Genomic DNA, 16719 nt, shown 5'->3' with positions numbered 1-16719 from the left:
CTGCGGCACCGGCCGGCCGCCGTCGAAGGGCCGCGGGGTCCGGGGCACGAGCCCGGGAGACTCAGGTCCAGTCCCGCCCCGACCGCCCCCGCTTCGTGTCGCCCCGCTGCTTCTTCTCGCGCAGCCGCCGCTCGTTGATGCCCCGCGGAATCCTCGTCGCCCGCCGCGGCCTCGGCGGCGGCGCCGTCGCCTCCGCCAGCAAGGACGCCAGCCGCACGGCCGCCGTCTCGCGGTTGCGCCACTGACTGCGGTGCTCCGACGCACGGACCGCGACCACCCCGCCCACCAGCCGGCCCGCGAGCCGCTCCAGCGCACGGTCCTTCCAGACCTGGGGCAGCGCCTGCGTCCTCGCGAGATCGAAGCGCAGCTCGACCTGCGAGTCGCTGGTGTTGACGTGCTGGCCGCCGGGCCCCGAGGACCGCGAGAAACGCCAGATCAGCTCGGCCTCCGGCAGGGAGACCGAGCCACGGATGATGTAGGGCCCGGACATGTGTCCATGGTCCCGTGGGTTCGACGGACCGTCATCCTCTTTTCCGCCCGCGTATGGAACCTGGCAGTCCCCTGCCTGCGTTATGACGGATGACGGTAGCTTCGGGAGGACTCGAAGCCCGACACACTCGATCACGAAGGGGACTTCCCAATGGCAGTAAGCCTGTCCAAGGGCGGCAACGTCTCGCTCACCAAGGAGGCACCGGGCCTGACCGCCGTCACGGTCGGCCTCGGCTGGGACGTCCGTACCACCACCGGCACCGACTTCGACCTCGACGCCTCCGCCATCGGCGTGAACGCAGGGGGCAAGGTCGCGTCCGACGCTCACTTCGTCTTCTTCAACAACAAGTCCACGCCGGACCAGACCATCGTGCACACCGGTGACAACCGCACCGGCGAGGGCGGCGGCGACGACGAGCAGATCAACGTCAACCTCGCCGGCCTGCCCGCCGACGTCGACAAGATCGTCTTCCCGGTCTCCATCTACGACGCCGTCACCCGCTCGCAGAACTTCGGCCAGGTGCGCAACGCCTACATCCGCATCGTCAACCAGGCCGGCGGCGCCGAGCTCGCCCGCTACGACCTGAGCGAGGACGCCGCGGTCGAGACCGCCATGGTCTTCGGCGAGCTGTACCGCAACGGCGCGGAGTGGAAGTTCCGCGCCGTCGGCCAGGGTTACGCCTCCGGCCTCGAAGGCATCGCCCGCGACTTCGGCGTCAACCTCTGACGTCAGGATCCACGAGCGAAAACACAGGGCCCCGGCAGACGCCGGGGCCCTATTGTGTGCCCTCCGGCGGACCGAACCAGAAGCAGGAGACCAGGATGACCGCCTCGAGGGCACCCCTGACCCGGGACAGCCTGCGCCTGAAGATCACCGTCCAGCGGGTGCGGATGGACGGAACGGAGTTCCGGGTCATCTCCCCGGCGAAGCCGCTGAAGAACGGCGCCTTCTACCGCAGCCGCCGCTCGCTCGACCTGTACGTCGACCGGCCCGACGGCCACCGCATCGGAACCCTGTTCCTGCTCGCGGCACGCTCCCCCCGCACCCTGATCCACCTGCCCATGCGCACCACCGCGACCGCCCCCGGCGTCGGCTGGGAGGACGAGAAGCCGCTCGACCTCGTACTGGCGCACCGGGCCGTGCAGTTCCGGCCCACCCGGTGGAAGAAACTGCGGGAGCGGCTGACCGCGGGGAACGCACCGCGCGAGACCCGCACCGCGAGCGTGCCCGAATCCGATCTGCAGGCCGGCCACGCGAGCGGCCGCGCGCCGTGGAGCGACCCCGACAGCAGCGGGCTGCGCCAGGACGAATTCGCCGAGACGCTGTTCCTGACCGGCACCACACCAGCCCTGCGGGAAGCCGCCCGGCAGGTGTTCGCCGTCACCGAGGAGGGGCCGCCCGCCGCCGCGACCGGGCTCTACATCGCGGGCGGCTGCAACTACCACGTCTGCCGAGGCCTTTTCACCTGGGAGGAACTGCAGGCAGGCGGCTGGGACGAGCTGCACATCGAGTTCTCCCCGCCCTGGGCGAAATGACCGGGCGGACGCACCTGTCGGTCAGGGCCGCGCCGGCTTCTCCTCCCCGTACAGCCACACGTCCCACAGCTCCGTCAGATCCTTGCCCGACTCCTTCTCGACATACGCGGTGAAGTCGTCGGTGGTGGCGTTGCCGTGGCGGTACTTCGCCGCCCAGCCCTTCACGATGGAGAAGAACCTCTCGTCGCCGACCGCCTCGCGCACCTTGTGCAGCACCATCGCCCCGCGCATGTACACAGGCCTTGCGAAGATGTCCTCGGCGCCCGGCGGATCGGCGGGCGGGAAGGCCCAGTTCTCGTCGTCGGCGAACGCCTCCTCGTAGCTCTCCTCCGCCGGTGTGCCGTCGGCCTCCTCGGCCCAGAGCCACTCGGCGTAGGTGGCGAAGCCCTCGTTCAGCCAGATGTCCTGCCAGGAGGCGGGCGAGACCGAGTTGCCGAACCACTGGTGGGCGATCTCGTGCACGAGGGTCGGCTCGTTGAACTGCTCCTGCGGGAAAACGGGACGGGACTGGGTCTCCAGGGCATAGGCGACCTCGTCCGTCGGCACCACGATCGCGCCGGTCGACGAGAACGGGTACGGGCCGAAGTTCTCGGTCCCCCATTTCATGAATTCGGGAATCCTGCCCAGCAGCTCCGCACTGTCCTCGGCCACCGCCGGGTCGACCGCGGTGATCACGGGCAACCCGGCGGGGGTACGCGAGGACGCCACCCGGAAGTCACCGACGGCGAGAGTGGCGAGATAGCCCGCCATCGGCTGCTTCGAGCGCCAGACGAACGTGGTCTTCCCGCCACGGGTGCGCTCGCTGGTCAACTCCCCGTTGGAGACGGCCTTGAGGCCCGCGGGGACGGTCACCTCGATGTCGTACGTCGCCTTGTCGGAGGGGTGGTGGTTGCCGGGGAACCACGTGGACGACCCGGTGGGCTCGCCGACCGCCAGAGCCCCGCCCTCACTGGCCAGCCAGCCCTCCTGGGACTCGTCCGGATTGGTGACCGGCCGCGGAGTGCCGGAATAGCGGATGACCGTACGGAACTTGGCGCCCTTCTCGATGTCGTCGCGCGGACGCACGGTGAGTTCGTCGCCGGCCCGGTTGGTCGCGGCCGCCGCCCCGTCGACCGTCGCGCCGTGGACCGTCAGCCCGCGCAGGTCGAGATGGAAGGCGCTCAGGTCCTGGGTGGCGCGTGCGGTGATCTCCGCGGTGCCCTTGAGACGGCCGGTGGCGGGGTCGTAGCCGAGGGTCAGTCCATAGTGTCGGACGTCGTATCCGCCGTTGCCGAGCTTGGGGAACAACGGGTCACGCAGACCTGCGGCACCCGGTGTGCCCTGCACGCCCGCATCACCGCCGGTACAGCCCGCGCTGCCGGTCACGAGCAGCAGGGCGACGGCGGCGGCCGGGGCGGCGGTCCGGGCAGAACGACAGGAGTGCACTTCATGATCCTAGGCCGGACACCGCGCACCGTCTCCCAAGGCATCCGGGACGGCCGGCGAGCACCGGTCAGCACCGGTCCGGGGCTCACGCCGCTCACCGCGCCGACGACGACGGTCACCTGCCGAGCGAGGCGACTCCGGCCTGAGCGAACCCCTCGTCCAGGTCACCGCTGGGCGCGCCCGCCACACCGATGCCCGCGACGGGGGCACCCTTGACCGTGACCGGGGCCCCGCCCGCGAGGAACAGCGTGCCCGGGATGTCCTTCAGGTTCGGGGCCTGGGCCAGACGCCCGGCCAGCACGGAGGTGGGCGCGTTCCAGGACACCGCGGTGAACGCCTTGCGCTCGGCCGACTCGTACGACTGCGGGCCGGCGCCGTCCCCGCGCAGCGTGACGATCGTGTTGCCGTTGCGGTCGACCACGGCGACGGTGATGCGCTGGTTCTCCTTCTCGGCGGCCTTCAGCGTCGCCTGAGCGGCCTTGGTCGCGGACTCGATCGTCAGGTGCGTGGACTGCCGCAGACCGTGGTCCGGGACATCGGCCGTCACGGCCGGGGCGGGCCCTGCGGCCGGGGCGGCCGCGCCGGCGGAGACGGCGCCGGCCATACCGGCGGCGACGACGGCTGCGGTGGCGGTGGCACCGATCAGGATCTTCTTCATGGGTGGCTCCTTGAGGCCGAGGGGGTCGTTTCGCTCTGCCATCGATCCTCCGGCGGCCACCGGCCTTCCACGGTCCGCGGACCGGCTGCCGTCCCCGCGCACGACGGACGACGGCCATGTCAGCCGATCGGCTGATGCCGCCCCGGTCCGCCCGGGCGACGATGGATCCGTACGACCAGGTCACAGCCCTGGTGAAAGCGCCCGACGACCGGCGTCCGGAGACCGGCGACGAGCAAGGAGTCAACCGTGCACGAGCAGGACCCCGACGCCCGCTGGCTGGCCCGGGTCATGCACGCCGCCTTCTTCCTGCTGCTCGGCGCCTCCCTCGCCCGCTATCTGCTGCGCCACCCCTGGGAGATCCGCTCCCCGTGGATCATCGGGCTGTCCGCCGCGCTCGCCGTTCTGTACGTCCTCGGGCCGGTGTTCGGCCCGCGCGCCACACCCCGCCTTCCGGTGCGCCTGTGGCTGTTCACCGTCGTCGCGGTGTGGATGGTGCTGGTCGTTCTCGCGCCGAGCTTCGCCTGGTGCGCGGTGCCCCTCTTCTACACGGGGCTGCGGACGCTGCCGATACGCGCCGCGATCGCCCTGGTCACGCTGCTCACCGTGTTCGTGGTCGCCGCGCAGCTCAAGCTCGCGCACGGCGGCTTCGACCCCAACCTCGTCATCGCCCCACCTGCCGTCGCGGCGATCGCCACCGCCGTCTTCGTCCACGCCGAACGGCTCGCCGGCCACCAGCGCGCTCTCATCGACGACCTGATCACCACCCGCCGCGAACTGGCCGCCACCGAACGCCGCGAAGGCACCCTCGCCGAACGGCAGCGTCTCGCCATGGAGATCCACGACACCCTCGCACAGGGCCTGTCCAGCCAGCAGATGCTGCTGCAGGCCGCCGAGCGCACCTGGGACGGCGAACCTGCGACCGCGCGCCGCCATGTCCGTACCGCGCGGTCGATCGCCGAGCACAACCTCGCCGAGGCCCGCCGCTTCGTCCACGACCTGGCGCCCGCCGACCTCGCCGAGGGCGGCAGCCTGGAGGAGGCGCTGCGTACGGTCGCGGCGCGCGAGTCCGCGGGCTTCCAGGTCGACGGCACACCGGTCGCCCTGCCCGAGCGGGTGCAGTCGGCACTCCTGCGCATCGCCCAGGGCGCACTGGCGAACGTCCGCGAACACGCGGGCGCGAACGCCGCCGCGGTGACCCTCACCTACCTCGAGGACCAGGTCGTCCTCGACATCGCGGACGACGGCCGGGGCTTCGAGGCCGGCGAGGCGCCCGGCGGCGTACGCGGCCACGGCCTGCCCGCCATGCGGGCCAGGGTCCGCCAGCTCGGCGGCACCCTGACCATCGAGTCGACGCCGGGCGAGGGCACGGTGCTCTCGGCGGCCGTCCCCCTGGAGATGCCATGACGGTCGGCAAGGCGGCCCCGCACTGCACACGGATCCTGCTCTGCGACGACCACGCGGTCGTACGCGCCGGGCTGCTCGCCCTCCTCGGCAGCGAGAGCGACATCGAGGTCGTGGGCGAGGCGGGCAGCGGTGAGGAGGCCGTCGCCATGGCCACCAAGCTGAAGCCGGACGTCGTACTGATGGATCTCCAGCTCGGGGCGGGCATCGACGGGGTCGAGGCCACCCGCCGGATCGCCTCGCCCGAGGTCCATGTCCTGGTGCTCACCACTTACGACACGGACGCCGACATCACCCGCGCCATCGAGGCGGGCGCGACGGGCTATCTGCTGAAGGCCGAGCGGCCCGAGGAACTCTTCGCGGCGATCCGCGCGGCGGCCGAGGGCCGCACCGCCCTGTCGGCCCCGGTCGCCGGCCGCGTCATGGACCGCATGCGCGGCGCGGCCGGCCCGACCCTGACGAACCGCGAACGCGACATCCTGGGCCAGCTCGCCCAGGGCCTGGGCAACCGGGAGATCGCGCGGGCCCTGTTCATCAGCGAGGCGACGGTGAAGACACACCTGGGCCGTATCTACGCCAAGCTGGGCGTGGACACGCGGGCGGGGGCGGTGGCGGTGGCGAAGGAGCAGCGGCTGCTGCTGTGACCGGTCGGCCCGGAACGCACCGGTGTCGAGCTCGAAGCCGAGCGGCTCGGACAGCAGTGCCACACCGCCGGCGTATGCCCCCCTCGGCCGTGACCCGGATCATCACCCGAGCGTCCAAGCGATACGTTTCCGCAGGTCCCGCGCCCACCGCGCACCCGGCCATACGGCACACGCCACCAGGCGTGACACCATCGCCTACGTGCTCGACATCGGCTACTCCCTCTCCCGCCGCTTCCCCGACCCCCCGCAGACCGACTACCGGCGCGCGGACGTCCAGGCCCTGCGGCACGACCTCTTCTGCGGTGACGTGTACCTCGCGGACACCAAGGAGGACCGCGAGGTGTCCACAGCCTGGGGATGGGTGCCCGTCCTGGACTTCGCCTGGGCCCTGTGCGACATCGTCGAGCAGCTCGACCGCGACCCCCTCGGCAGCCGCGCAGCAAAGCCCCAGTACGCCGAGCTCGACTTCACCGAGTCCAGCGACCGCATGCTCTTCGAACGGCGCTTCGGCTGGGTGGACGTCGAGGCCGACTGGATGCCGGGCGACGAACGACCGCTGACCTTCAACCACGGCGAACTGCGCCGCGAGGCACGCGACTTCCTGCACGACCTGATCGCCGACCTCACGGACATGCACGACGGCCTGGCCGACAACCCCCTGATCTGGGACCTCCAGGCCCGCTTCCCGCGCACGACCTAGGCGGCCGGCAGCCCCGGCCGCGCACGCCGCGCACGCCGCGCCCAGGCCTACCCGCGACCGCCCGGACCGTCCTCCACCCGCACCCCGATCTGCGCCGCGAACGCCGGTGCCAGATCCAGCAGTTGCGCCGTACTGATCACCGCCCCCGCCAGCCGTTCCACCCCCCGCGCGATGTCCAGCTCCGCCACCGTCCGCAGATCGACGTCCTTCATCCGCACCGCCGTGAAGTCCACCCGCCGCAGCACACAGTCCCGGAACTCCACCCGCTCCAGCTGCGCGCCCCCGAAATCAGCCTCGGACAGCACACATCCCTGGAAGACGACGTCCGTCAGCCTCGACTCCCGCAGATTCAGATAGTCGATCTTCCCGCCCCTGATCAGCACCCTCTCCAGCGCCGCGCCATGCAGCTGCGCCCCTCCCAGCCGCGCGTCCGTCACCTCCACGTCCCGCAGCGACGCACTCCCCAGGTCCGCCCCCACCCCCCGCACACCGCTCAGCACGCTGTCGACGAACCGGGCCCGCACCAGCTCCGTCCCGTCCAGCGCGCACTCCCGCAGTGCGCAGTCGATGAACCGCGCGCCCCGCCCCGACTGCCCAGCGAGATCCAGGCCCGAGAACTCCAGGCCGTCGTAGTCCCCGTCCGGCTCCAGCCCACCACCCTCGTACGGCTCGAGCGGCGGCAGCCGCACCTCCGCCACCCGCGCGGCCGTCGTCGTCCTGCGTGCCTTCGCCATGACCCCATGGTGGCCTCCGCCACTGACAACACCCCGCACCCGCACCGCCGCTTGACCTCAAGCAAACTTGAGGTTGAAGAGTCTCCCTCGTAGCCACCCGGACCACGCACACCTACGAGGAGTCCCGCCATGCGCGCCATCCGCCTCCACGCCTTCGGACCCGCGGAAAACCTCACCTACGAAACGACCGACGACCCCGAACCCGGCCCCGGCCAGGTACGGATCACCGTCGCCGCAGCCGGCGTCCACCTCCTCGACACCGCACTGCGCCAAGGCGCGCAAGGCCCCTTCCCCACCCCCACTCCACTGCCCACCATCCCCGGCCGCGAAGTCGCCGGCACCGTGGACCGCACAGGCGAAGGCACCGACAAGAGCTGGCTCGGCAAACGCGTCGTCGCCCACCTGGGCACGGCCCCCGGAGGCTACGCCGAACTCGCCGTCACCGGCGCCGACCGACTCCACACCGTCCCCGACCCCCTCGACGAAGCCGAAGCCGTCGCCATGATCGGCACCGGCCGCACCGCACTCGGCATCCTCCAGTACACCGACCTCGGCCCCGACGACATCGCCATCGTCCCCGCCGCCGCCGGCGGCATCGGCACACTCCTCGTCCAGTACGCCAAGAACGCCGGCGCCACCGTCATCGGCCTCGCCGGCGGCCCCGAAAAAGCCACCCGCGTCCAGGCCAACGGCGCCGACCTCGCCATCGACTACACGCTCCCCCACTGGCCCGACCAGGTCCGCGCCCACCTCGGCGACCGCACCGCCACCGTCGTCTACGACTCCGTCGGCGGCACCCCCGGCCGCGCCGCCGTCGACCTCCTCGGCAAGGGCGGCCGGCACATCGTCTTCGGCTGGTCCAGCGAAGGCATCCTCGCCGACGCGCCCCTCACCTTCACCGACAAGGAACTCACCGAACGCGGCATCACCTCCGAGAGCGTCCTCGGCCCGACCATGCTCAAGAAGGCAGGCGGCCTGCTCGCCCTCGAAACCCGCTCCCTCGCCGAAGCCGCCGCCGGCCGGCTCCGCCCCGCCGTCCACCGCTTCCCCCTCGCCGACGCCGCGGCAGCCCACCACGCACTCGAGAGCCGCGCCACCATCGGCAAGGTCGTCCTGATCCCCTAGGCCCCCAGAGCCGTCAGCGCCTCGTCGGTCAACCGGTACACCGTCCACTCGTCCTGCGGCCTCGCACCCAGCGACTTGTAGAAGTTGATCGACGGGGTGTTCCAGTCCAGTACCGACCACTCCAGACGCTCATAGCCGCGCTCCACACAGATCCGCGCCAGCTCCGTCAACAGCGCCTTCCCGTAACCGCCGCCCCGCAGCGACGGCCGCACATACAGATCCTCCAGATAGATCCCGTGCACCCCGCGCCACGTCGAGAAATTCAAGAACCACAACGCGAACCCGGCCACCTCGCCCTCGTCCGTCACCGCGACATGCGCGAACGCCGCAGGACGCTCCCCGAACAGCGCCTCCCGCAACTGCTCCTCACTCGCCCGGGCCTCGTCCAAGGCCTTCTCGTAGTCGGCGAGCTCACGGACCATCGCGTGGATCACAGGGACATCAGCAGGTACAGCAGTACGAATCATGACCCCACCCTGCCCCGCCGGACACCTGCCGTGCCAGCAGCGCCCGAGCAATGGACACCGGCCACCCGCCCCCACTGCCGAGCGCGCCCCGACCGCCCACATCGCGAAAACCCCGCCGCAGCAGTAAATTCCCGCCACACGCACCCCACGCGCACCCCCGCACACCCACACGACCGGCAGGGAAGCAGCAGCAGACATGAACACCGTCAACGGCGGCATATCGTTCTGGTACGCACAGGACGGCACCCCCCTCCCCCGCGAACCCCTCCCCGGCGACACCACCGCCGACGTCTGCATCGTGGGCGGCGGCTACACCGGCCTGTGGACCGCGTACTACCTCAAGAAGGCCGTCCCCTTCCTCAACATCACCCTCCTGGAAGCCAAGTTCTGCGGCTACGGCGCCTCCGGCCGCAACGGCGGCTGGCTCTACAACGGCATCGCGGGACGCGACCGCTACGCCCGACTCCACGGCCACGACGCCGCCGTCCGCCTCCAGCAGGCCATGAACAACACCGTCGACGAAGTCATACGCACCACCGGCGCAGAGAACATCGACGCCGACATCCACCACGGCGGCGTCCTCGAAATCGCCCACACCCCCGCCCAACTCGCCCGCCTCAAAGCCTTCCACTCCGTCGAGATCGCCTTCGGCGAGAAGGACCGCGTCCTGTTCGGCGCCCGCGAGACCGCCGAACGCATCCGCGTCACCGGCGCCATCGCCTCCACCTGGACCCCCCACGGCGCCCGGCTCCACCCCGTCAAACTCGTCAAAGGCCTTGCAGCAGCCGCAGAAGCCCTCGGCGTCACCATCCACGAGTCGACACCCGTCACGGAGATCAAGCCCAAGCACGCCGTCACCCCCTACGGCACAGTCCGCGCCCCCTACATCCTGCGCTGCACCGAAGGCTTCACCGCCTCCCTCAAGGGCCAGCACCGCACCTGGCTCCCCATGAACTCCTCCATGATCGTCACGGAGCCCCTCCCCCCGTCCACCTGGGACACCATCGGCTGGGACGGCCGCGAAACCCTCGGCGACATGGCCCACGCCTACATGTACGCCCAGCGCACCGCCGACAACCGCATCGCACTCGGCGGCCGCGGCATCCCCTACCGCTACGGCTCCAGGACCGACAACGACGGCCGCACCCAGCCCGCCACCGTCGAAGCCCTGCGCGACATCCTCGTCCGCTTCTTCCCCACCACCGCCGGCGCCCGCATCGACCACGCCTGGTCCGGCGTCCTCGGCGTCCCCCGCGACTGGTGCGCCACCGTCACCCTCGACCGCGCCACCGGCCTCGGCTGGGCAGGCGGCTACGTCGGCTCCGGCGTGGCCACCGCCAACCTCGCGGCCCGCACCCTGCGCGACCTGATCCAGCAGGACTCGGGCCAGTCGGGCCCCACCGACCTCACGACCCTCCCCTGGGTCAACCACAAGGTCCGCACCTGGGAACCGGAACCCCTGCGCTGGCTCGGCGTCCACAGCCTCTACGCGGCCTACCGCAAGGCCGACCACCAGGAATCCACCACCTGCACCCCCACCACGTCCCGCCTCGCCACACTGGCGGACAAGATCGCGGGCCGTCGGTGACGACGAGGACGAGTGGCACTACCTCCAGTGGGAGCTCGCACCCGAGTCGGCAGGCGCGCCGAGCATCGACCCTCCCGAGATCGGCCCGCACACTCCGAGCCGGGGCCAGGGCGTCATGGCACTGACGCCTCGGCAGTAGGCATGAAAGAGCCCAGGACGGACGTGCCGTCCTGGGCATTGGAGCCCCCTGTCGGGTTCGAACCGACGACCCCCGCTTTACAAGAGCGGTGCTCTGGCCAGCTGAGCTAAGGAGGCAGCGGTTGCAGTGTAACCAACCCCCGCGCTGCCGCGTTCGAGAATTTCGTCGCCCATGGACTGCTGACAGATCCGACATCGCCAGGTACCGTCTCGGGAGGTCCGCTCCGGTGGACTAGACCCATCCATCCTTTACTCGGATCGTCCGGCACGTTCCTGCCGGTGAAGGAGATACATCAGCATGGCCACTGTCACGTTCGACAAGGCGACCCGGATCTACCCGGGCTCCGACAAGCCCGCCGTCGACCAGCTCCAGATCGAGATCGAGGACGGAGAGTTCCTCGTACTGGTCGGGCCCTCCGGCTGCGGAAAGTCCACGTCCCTGCGCATGCTCGCGGGCCTCGAGGACGTCAACGGCGGATCCATCCGCATCGGTGACCGCGACGTCACCCACCTGCCGCCCAAGGACCGGGACATCGCGATGGTGTTCCAGAACTACGCGCTGTACCCGCACATGAGCGTCGCCGACAACATGGGCTTCGCCCTGAAGATCGCCGGCGTCAACAAGGGCGAGATCCGCAAGAAGGTCGAAGAGGCCGCCAAGATCCTCGACCTGACCGACTACCTGGACCGCAAGCCCAAGGCCCTCTCCGGCGGTCAGCGTCAGCGAGTCGCCATGGGCCGCGCCATCGTGCGTGAGCCGCAGGTCTTCCTCATGGACGAGCCGCTGTCGAACCTCGACGCCAAGCTCCGCGTGTCGACCCGTACGCAGATCGCGTCCCTCCAGCGCCGTCTCGGCATCACGACCGTCTACGTCACCCACGACCAGGTCGAGGCCATGACCATGGGTGACCGTGTGGCCGTGCTCAAGGACGGTCTGCTGCAGCAGGTCGACTCGCCGCGCAACATGTACGACCGCCCCGCCAACCTCTTCGTCGCCGGCTTCATCGGCTCCCCGGCCATGAACCTCGTCGAGGTGCCGATCACCGACGGTGGTGTGAAGTTCGGCAACAGCGTCGTCCCCGTCTCCCGTGAGGCCCTGTCCGCGGCCGCGGACCGCGGCGACACGACCGTGACGGTCGGCGTCCGCCCCGAGCACTTCGATGTCGTCGAGCTCGGCGGTTCGGCCGCGGGCTCGCTGTCGAAGGACACCGAGGACGCTCCGGCCGGTCTCGCCGTCTCGGTGAACGTCGTCGAGGAGCTCGGCGCCGACGGTTACGTGTACGGCTCCGCCCAGGTCGGCGGCGAGCACAAGGACCTCGTGGTCCGTGTCGGCGGCCGTTCCGTGCCGGCCAAGGGCAGCGAGCTGCACGTCGTGCCGCGGCCGGGCGAGATGCACGTCTTCGCGACCTCGACGGGTGAGCGCCTCAGCGACTGAGCGGTTCGGTGACCGAGCGGTTCGGTTACTGACCAACCGACAGAGAGAAGCCGGACCTTGCACCGCGGTGCGAGGTCCGGCTTTTCCTTCATGCCGACAAATACCCTGTCGGATCAGCACAGTTCTGGCATTTCACCCCAGGTCGTCAACACGCAATTCGAAAAGAATCGTCGAACCATCCCCCACGTGAGTGACTAAATGTCGCCAAATCATCACTCCCCGCTACGCTCACTCGCGTGACCCACTCAGCACGCCGAATCGGCCGCACTCTCGCCCTCGTTCTGCCCGTTGTCCTGGTGCTCTCCGGAACCCTCGCGGTCACCAGCGTCCCGTGGGCAGGCACGGCGACCCAGTCGCAGATGCTCACCGCCTCCTCCCAGGACGTGTCGGTACGCGCCAAGTCCCGTGCTCCGCAGGACGTTCTGCGCGACCGGCTGCTCACCGAGCTGCAGGCGAAGGACCCCGGCACCGCGCTCACCCGGCTCCAGCGCGAGGTCGAGGCGCGTCCGTCGCTCGCCAAGCACTGCATGTCCATCGCGCGCGCCCTCGGCCGGGCCGCCGTGGACCGTTACGGCCCCACACGCGCCCAGTCCTTCTCCCGGCCCGTGTGCGACACCTCCTTCGCCTACGGAGTGGTGCAGCAGGCACAGGGCAGCTGACGCCCGCGGGGCGCCGCTTTTCGACGCCGATTCCCGGACCGGGTCCGCCGACGCGGGTCCGGTCTGCGCCGCGCTCCGCGCGCCGCATAGGGTGCACGGCATGCAAACGCCTACGTATCCGACGCAGGCCGTGGTCCTGGCCGGCGGCCAGGGCTCGCGGCTTCGCCCGTACACCGACGACCGCCCCAAGCCGATGGTGGAGATCCCGGGTACGGGGACCCCGATCATCGGGCATCAGCTGGCCTGGCTCGCCGCCGAGGGCGTCACGGACGCCGTCGTGTCCTGCGGTCATCTCGCCGAGGTTCTCCAGGAGTGGCTGGAGAACGCCGAACTCCCGCTGCGCGTCACGACGGTCGTGGAGACCGAGCCGCTGGGCCGTGGTGGCGGCCTGAAGTACGCCGCGGCCCGTCTGCCGCATCCCGACCAGCCCTGGTACGCCACCAACGGCGACATCTGGACGCGCTTCTCGTTGCGCGAGATGGCCGCGTTCCACACAGAGCGGGATGCCGTCGCGACGCTGGCCCTGGCCCGTCCGCGTATCCCGTGGGGTGCCGTGGAGACGGACGCTTTCGGGCACATCACGGACTTCATCGAGTCCCCGCCGTCGCCCTATCTGATCAACGCGGGTGTGTACGTGTTCTCGGCGGCGTTCGTCGAGCTGCTGCCGGACGTCGGTGACCATGAGCGCACCACGTTCCCGCATCTGGCGCGTGAGCGGCAGCTGGCGGGCTTTCCGCTGCCGCAGGGGGCGTACTGGCGGGCGATCGACACGGCGAAGGACCTGACCGAGGCCGCCAAGGAGCTTGCCTCTCAGGCGCGTTGAGGTCGATGGCACGGACGAGGGCGGTCACCGGGACATCCGGTGACCGCCCTCTTGCGTCGTCTGCTCGTCTGCTCGTCTGCTTCGTCGCGCGGGCCGCGCTGCTCAGCCCAGCAGGCCGCCGATGACCTGCCCGCCGGACGAGCCGCCACTGCCGCCGCTGCCGCCGGACCCGCCTCCCGAACCGCCTGAGCCGCCGGTGGAGCCCCCGCCGGTGCTGCCGCCGCCCGTGCCGGTGCCGCCGCTCGAGGTGGGCCCGGAGCTGCTGGACGGCGGCGGGGCCGGCTGGGAGCCGGTGGGCGGCTGCCGGCCGGTGCCCTGTGTCTGGCTGGGCGCTTCGCCGACCCGGCCGGTCTCACGGACGGTGTCCTCGGCGGGCGTGGACTTCGCGGCCTCGGGTGTGGCGGAGCCGCTCGTGGACGGCGCCGGCCTGTCCGTGCGGGTGCCCGAGGAGCTGCGCCTGCCCTCTGCGGACTCCTGCGCGAGCGGCGATCCGGGCAGGTGGTTGGTCGGGTCCTGGCCGGGTCCCGGCACGGTGACCATCTCGGTGGAGCGTACGGCGCCGCCGAGCATGGAGCCGACGAGCATGGTGAGGCCGACGACCACGGCGGCGACCAGGCTGCCGCGGATCAGGACGCGGCGTCGCAGGTCCCACAGTTCGGAGCGGGGGCCGAGGGTGCGCCAGGCTTCGCCGGCGAGGCGGCCGTCCACGGAGTAGACGGGTGCGCCCGCGATGATCAGCGGGGACCAGGCGGCGAGGAAGATGATGTCGGGCGCGTCGTAGACGGGGACGGTCCGCCAGGTGACGGTCAGGATGAGCGCGGCGGACAGCAGGGCGCCGACGACGGCGGCGACGCGCTGCCACAGGCCGAGGACAGTGAGGACGCCGACGACGATCTGGAGGAAGGCGACGCTCAGGCCCGCGCCGACGGGGTGGGAGAGGGCGAAGTCGCGCAGTGGTTCGGCGAGGCCCCAGGGGTGGAGGGAGTGGAGCCACTTGACCATCGAGCCGCGTTCACCGCCCTCGAAGTACACGGGGTCGCAGAGTTTGCCCATGCCGGCGCAGATGGAGATGAAGCCGAGGAACACGCGCAGCGGCAGCAGTACGACGCCGAGGTTCATGCGGCGGCCGGGGTAGTAGGCGTGCCGTACGGTGTCGGCGCCGAAGCGCGGTGGGGTGCCTTGCGGGCGCTGGACCTCGAACTCCTCTTCCTCGTAGGGCTCCTGGTCCTGTGTGCTTCCGGAGGCGTACGGGTCCTGGGCGTACGGGCGGGAGTCGTACGGACGAGAGCCGTTCGGGCGCGACTCGTACGGGCCGTTGAAGTCGGCGGCGGGGTACGGGTCGGGCGAGGCGGTGGGGTAGGAGTCGTAGGCGCCGACCGCTTGCCGCATCGGGGGCAGCAGTGGCCGGTTGCGGTGCCCGGGGCCGCCGGGGTGGTCGATCGCGGGCCGCTCGAGGGTCTGCACGGTCTCGTCGTCGAGGTCGATCCGCGGCATGACCTGCGTCGCGCCCGTGTTGAAGGTGTCGTGTGACAGGGTGGAGTTGCGTACGGCCTGGATCAGGCCGGTCGCGCCGGAGTCCCCAGGGGCCGACCTGCCGCTCCATACGACGGGTGCCCTGCGCCGTGCGACCGGGCCGGCTCCGGCGAGGGAGCCGAGCCGTGCGGTGACGGGTGCGGGGCGCTGCTTCCGGGCGAGCTGCACCCGGAAGCTGACGTGGTTCACGATGACCTGCGCGGGATCGCAGTGCACCTTGACCATGCTCAGCGCAGGCTGCTCGTCGAACCCGGACCGGGGCGTTCTGGTGTCCACACTCATCTAACCGAGTGATGTGTACTTAGGGCACGGCCGTGACGGGCCCGATCTGTCCGAGACCCGTCAAGCGATCCCATTCGGCCGTTTTCTGCCCCGGTCCGGTCATCCAGGGCGTCAGCCGCGGCGCTTGGCCGCCTCGTAGAGCACCACGCCGGCGGCGACGCCCGCGTTGAGGGACTCGGCGCCGCCGGGCATCGGGATGCGGACCAGGAAGTCGCAGGTCTCGCCGACCAGACGCGACAGGCCCTTGCCCTCGCTGCCGACGACGATGACGACGGGGCCGCCGAGCGCTTCGAGGTCGCCGACCTCCGCGTCACCGTCGGCGGCGAGTCCGACGACGGTCAGGCCCGCCTTCTGGTACGACTCCAGGGCGCGGGTCAGGTTGGTGGCCCGCGCGACCGGCGTACGGGCGGCCGTGCCGGCGGAGGTCTTCCAGGCGCCCGCGGTCATGCCGGCCGCGCGGCGCTCGGGGACGACGACGCCGTGGCCGCCGAAGGCGGAGACGGAGCGGACGACGGCGCCGAGGTTGCGCGGGTCGGTGACGCCGTCGAGGGCGACGATCAGCGGGTCCTCGCCGTCGTCGAAGGCGGCGGCGGCCAGGTCCTCGGGGTGCGCGTACTCGTACGGCGGGACCTGGAGCACCAGGCCCTGGTGGTTGAGCCCGTTCGTCATCCGGTCGAGCTCGGGGCGCGGCGCCTCCATGATGTTGATGTTGCCGCGGCCGGTGGCGAGCTGGAGCGCCTCGCGCACACGCTCGTCGTTGTCGATGAACTGCTGGACGTAGAGCGTGGAGGCGGGCACGCCGTCGCGCAGCGCCTCGAAGACGGGGTTGCGGCCGACGACCATCTCGGAGGTGCCCTTACCGCCGCGGCGGGCGACCGGACGGCGTGCGGCGGTCTTCTTGGCCTGGGCGTTCGCGATCCGGTTCTTCTTGTGCCCCTTACGGGCGGCGGCGGGCGGCGTCGGGCCCTTGCCCTCCAGGCCGCGGCGTCGCTGGCCACCGCTGCCGACCTGCGCGCCCTTCTTGTTGGACGTGCGGCGGTTCCTGCGCTGGCTGTTCCCGGCCATGACTACCTGTTTCCTGA

General features: G+C 71.0%; 17 protein-coding genes and 1 tRNA gene. 10 read left to right on the top strand and 8 right to left on the bottom strand.

What is annotated here, in order from left to right; genetic code table 11:
• Nucleotides 1-61: 61 nt before the first annotated feature.
• Entirely contained in the window at nt 62-490 is a 429-nt protein-coding gene (gene arfB, locus ABZ208_RS11480) for an alternative ribosome rescue aminoacyl-tRNA hydrolase ArfB (protein WP_328399147.1), read from the bottom strand.
• 150 nt (nt 491-640) lie between these two features.
• On the opposite strand from arfB, the gene ABZ208_RS11475 reads away from it, so the two are divergent.
• Entirely contained in the window at nt 641-1216 is a 576-nt protein-coding gene (locus ABZ208_RS11475) for a TerD family protein (RefSeq protein ID WP_328399146.1), read from the top strand.
• 95 nt (nt 1217-1311) lie between these two features.
• Nucleotides 1312-2025, top strand: a complete 714-nt coding sequence (locus tag ABZ208_RS11470) for a hypothetical protein (RefSeq protein ID WP_356909271.1) — start codon at nt 1312-1314, stop codon at nt 2023-2025.
• A 21-nt stretch (nt 2026-2046) separates the two neighbouring features.
• Here ABZ208_RS11470 and ABZ208_RS11465 read toward each other — a convergent pair whose 3' ends face one another.
• Together ABZ208_RS11465 and ABZ208_RS11460 are read right to left on the bottom strand one after the other, a co-directional pair.
• Nucleotides 2047-3396 (bottom strand): M1 family metallopeptidase, encoded by a 1350-nt coding sequence (locus ABZ208_RS11465; RefSeq protein WP_356909330.1) that lies wholly within the window; start codon nt 3394-3396, stop codon nt 2047-2049.
• A 169-nt stretch (nt 3397-3565) separates the two neighbouring features.
• Nucleotides 3566-4108: a heme-binding protein gene (locus ABZ208_RS11460; protein WP_356909270.1), complete on the bottom strand. Its 543-nt coding sequence runs from the start codon at nt 4106-4108 to the stop codon at nt 3566-3568.
• A gap of 288 nt (nt 4109-4396) precedes the next feature.
• On the opposite strand from ABZ208_RS11460, the gene ABZ208_RS11455 reads away from it, so the two are divergent.
• The 3 genes from ABZ208_RS11455 to ABZ208_RS11445 all read left to right on the top strand — a co-directional run bounded on the left by ABZ208_RS11455 (nt 4397) and on the right by ABZ208_RS11445 (nt 6853).
• Nucleotides 4397-5512 carry a sensor histidine kinase gene (locus tag ABZ208_RS11455; protein ID WP_356909329.1) on the top strand — a complete coding sequence of 372 codons (1116 nt, stop codon included), beginning with the start codon at nt 4397-4399 and terminating at the stop codon, nt 5510-5512.
• A complete protein-coding gene (locus tag ABZ208_RS11450) occupies nt 5509-6153 on the top strand; it encodes a response regulator transcription factor (RefSeq protein WP_356909269.1) in 645 nt (214 codons plus the stop codon). The genes ABZ208_RS11455 and ABZ208_RS11450 overlap by 4 nt, the downstream gene beginning before the upstream one ends.
• A gap of 199 nt (nt 6154-6352) precedes the next feature.
• Entirely contained in the window at nt 6353-6853 is a 501-nt protein-coding gene (locus tag ABZ208_RS11445) for a hypothetical protein (RefSeq protein ID WP_356909268.1), read from the top strand.
• Between the two features lie 47 nt (nt 6854-6900).
• On the opposite strand, the gene ABZ208_RS11440 is transcribed toward ABZ208_RS11445, so the two are convergent.
• Complete coding sequence (locus ABZ208_RS11440) at nt 6901-7587, bottom strand: pentapeptide repeat-containing protein (RefSeq protein ID WP_356909267.1); 687 nt, start codon at nt 7585-7587, stop codon at nt 6901-6903.
• Between the two features lie 129 nt (nt 7588-7716).
• On the opposite strand from ABZ208_RS11440, the gene ABZ208_RS11435 reads away from it, so the two are divergent.
• The gene (locus ABZ208_RS11435) at nt 7717-8712 is read left to right on the top strand and encodes a zinc-binding dehydrogenase (RefSeq protein ID WP_356909266.1); all 996 of its coding nucleotides are present in this window, start codon (nt 7717-7719) and stop codon (nt 8710-8712) included.
• Here ABZ208_RS11435 and ABZ208_RS11430 read toward each other — a convergent pair.
• The gene (locus ABZ208_RS11430) at nt 8709-9179 is read right to left on the bottom strand and encodes a GNAT family N-acetyltransferase (RefSeq protein WP_356909265.1); all 471 of its coding nucleotides are present in this window, start codon (nt 9177-9179) and stop codon (nt 8709-8711) included. The genes ABZ208_RS11435 and ABZ208_RS11430 overlap by 4 nt on opposite strands.
• Nucleotides 9180-9375: 196 nt before the next feature.
• Here ABZ208_RS11430 and ABZ208_RS11425 point away from each other — a divergent pair, with 196 nt between their 5' ends.
• Nucleotides 9376-10767 carry an FAD-dependent oxidoreductase gene (locus ABZ208_RS11425; protein WP_356909264.1) on the top strand — a complete coding sequence of 464 codons (1392 nt, stop codon included), beginning with the start codon at nt 9376-9378 and terminating at the stop codon, nt 10765-10767.
• A gap of 178 nt (nt 10768-10945) precedes the next feature.
• Here the strand turns inward: ABZ208_RS11425 and ABZ208_RS11420 are convergent.
• Nucleotides 10946-11022 (bottom strand) — tRNA-Thr (locus ABZ208_RS11420).
• A gap of 181 nt (nt 11023-11203) precedes the next feature.
• On the opposite strand from ABZ208_RS11420, the gene ugpC reads away from it, so the two are divergent.
• From ugpC to ABZ208_RS11405, 3 genes are all read left to right on the top strand, one after another.
• Complete coding sequence (gene ugpC, locus ABZ208_RS11415; protein WP_328399137.1) at nt 11204-12340, top strand: sn-glycerol-3-phosphate ABC transporter ATP-binding protein UgpC; 1137 nt, start codon at nt 11204-11206, stop codon at nt 12338-12340.
• 236 nt (nt 12341-12576) lie between these two features.
• Nucleotides 12577-12999 carry a hypothetical protein gene (locus ABZ208_RS11410; protein ID WP_356909263.1) on the top strand — a complete coding sequence of 141 codons (423 nt, stop codon included), beginning with the start codon at nt 12577-12579 and terminating at the stop codon, nt 12997-12999.
• A gap of 100 nt (nt 13000-13099) precedes the next feature.
• A complete protein-coding gene (locus ABZ208_RS11405; protein WP_356909262.1) occupies nt 13100-13822 on the top strand; it encodes a nucleotidyltransferase family protein in 723 nt (240 codons plus the stop codon).
• A 102-nt stretch (nt 13823-13924) separates the two neighbouring features.
• On the opposite strand, the gene ABZ208_RS11400 is transcribed toward ABZ208_RS11405, so the two are convergent.
• Together ABZ208_RS11400 and rlmB are read right to left on the bottom strand one after the other, a co-directional pair.
• The gene (locus ABZ208_RS11400) at nt 13925-15637 is read right to left on the bottom strand and encodes a DoxX family protein (protein WP_356909261.1); all 1713 of its coding nucleotides are present in this window, start codon (nt 15635-15637) and stop codon (nt 13925-13927) included.
• A 111-nt stretch (nt 15638-15748) separates the two neighbouring features.
• Nucleotides 15749-16702 (bottom strand): 23S rRNA (guanosine(2251)-2'-O)-methyltransferase RlmB, encoded by a 954-nt coding sequence (gene rlmB, locus ABZ208_RS11395; RefSeq protein WP_356909260.1) that lies wholly within the window; start codon nt 16700-16702, stop codon nt 15749-15751.
• Between the last annotated feature and the right edge of the window lie 17 nt (nt 16703-16719).

Source organism: Streptomyces sp. NPDC006208 (assembly GCF_040613775.1).
GTDB lineage: Bacteria > Actinomycetota > Actinomycetes > Streptomycetales > Streptomycetaceae > Streptomyces.
Note: the sequence above shows the minus strand (reverse complement) of the source record. Positions and strands in the feature narration are given on the sequence as shown.

What these genes read in the sequence shown, in the direction of transcription:
- ABZ208_RS11455 (WP_356909329.1), top strand. Translation starts at nt 4,397, where the DNA reads ATGCACGCCGCCTTCTTCCTGCTGCTCGGCGCCTCCCTCGCCCGCTAT.
- ABZ208_RS11430 (WP_356909265.1), bottom strand. Translation starts at nt 9,179, where the DNA reads ATGATTCGTACTGCTGTACCTGCTGATGTCCCTGTGATCCACGCGATG.
- ABZ208_RS11435 (WP_356909266.1), top strand. Translation starts at nt 7,717, where the DNA reads ATGCGCGCCATCCGCCTCCACGCCTTCGGACCCGCGGAAAACCTCACC.
- arfB (WP_328399147.1), bottom strand. Translation starts at nt 490, where the DNA reads ATGTCCGGGCCCTACATCATCCGTGGCTCGGTCTCCCTGCCGGAGGCC.
- ABZ208_RS11475 (WP_328399146.1), top strand. Translation starts at nt 641, where the DNA reads ATGGCAGTAAGCCTGTCCAAGGGCGGCAACGTCTCGCTCACCAAGGAG.
- ABZ208_RS11405 (WP_356909262.1), top strand. Translation starts at nt 13,100, where the DNA reads ATGCAAACGCCTACGTATCCGACGCAGGCCGTGGTCCTGGCCGGCGGC.
- ABZ208_RS11400 (WP_356909261.1), bottom strand. Translation starts at nt 15,637, where the DNA reads ATGAGTGTGGACACCAGAACGCCCCGGTCCGGGTTCGACGAGCAGCCT.
- ABZ208_RS11470 (WP_356909271.1), top strand. Translation starts at nt 1,312, where the DNA reads ATGACCGCCTCGAGGGCACCCCTGACCCGGGACAGCCTGCGCCTGAAG.
- ABZ208_RS11460 (WP_356909270.1), bottom strand. Translation starts at nt 4,108, where the DNA reads ATGAAGAAGATCCTGATCGGTGCCACCGCCACCGCAGCCGTCGTCGCC.
- ugpC (WP_328399137.1), top strand. Translation starts at nt 11,204, where the DNA reads ATGGCCACTGTCACGTTCGACAAGGCGACCCGGATCTACCCGGGCTCC.
- ABZ208_RS11440 (WP_356909267.1), bottom strand. Translation starts at nt 7,587, where the DNA reads ATGGCGAAGGCACGCAGGACGACGACGGCCGCGCGGGTGGCGGAGGTG.
- rlmB (WP_356909260.1), bottom strand. Translation starts at nt 16,702, where the DNA reads ATGGCCGGGAACAGCCAGCGCAGGAACCGCCGCACGTCCAACAAGAAG.
- ABZ208_RS11450 (WP_356909269.1), top strand. Translation starts at nt 5,509, where the DNA reads ATGACGGTCGGCAAGGCGGCCCCGCACTGCACACGGATCCTGCTCTGC.
- ABZ208_RS11425 (WP_356909264.1), top strand. Translation starts at nt 9,376, where the DNA reads ATGAACACCGTCAACGGCGGCATATCGTTCTGGTACGCACAGGACGGC.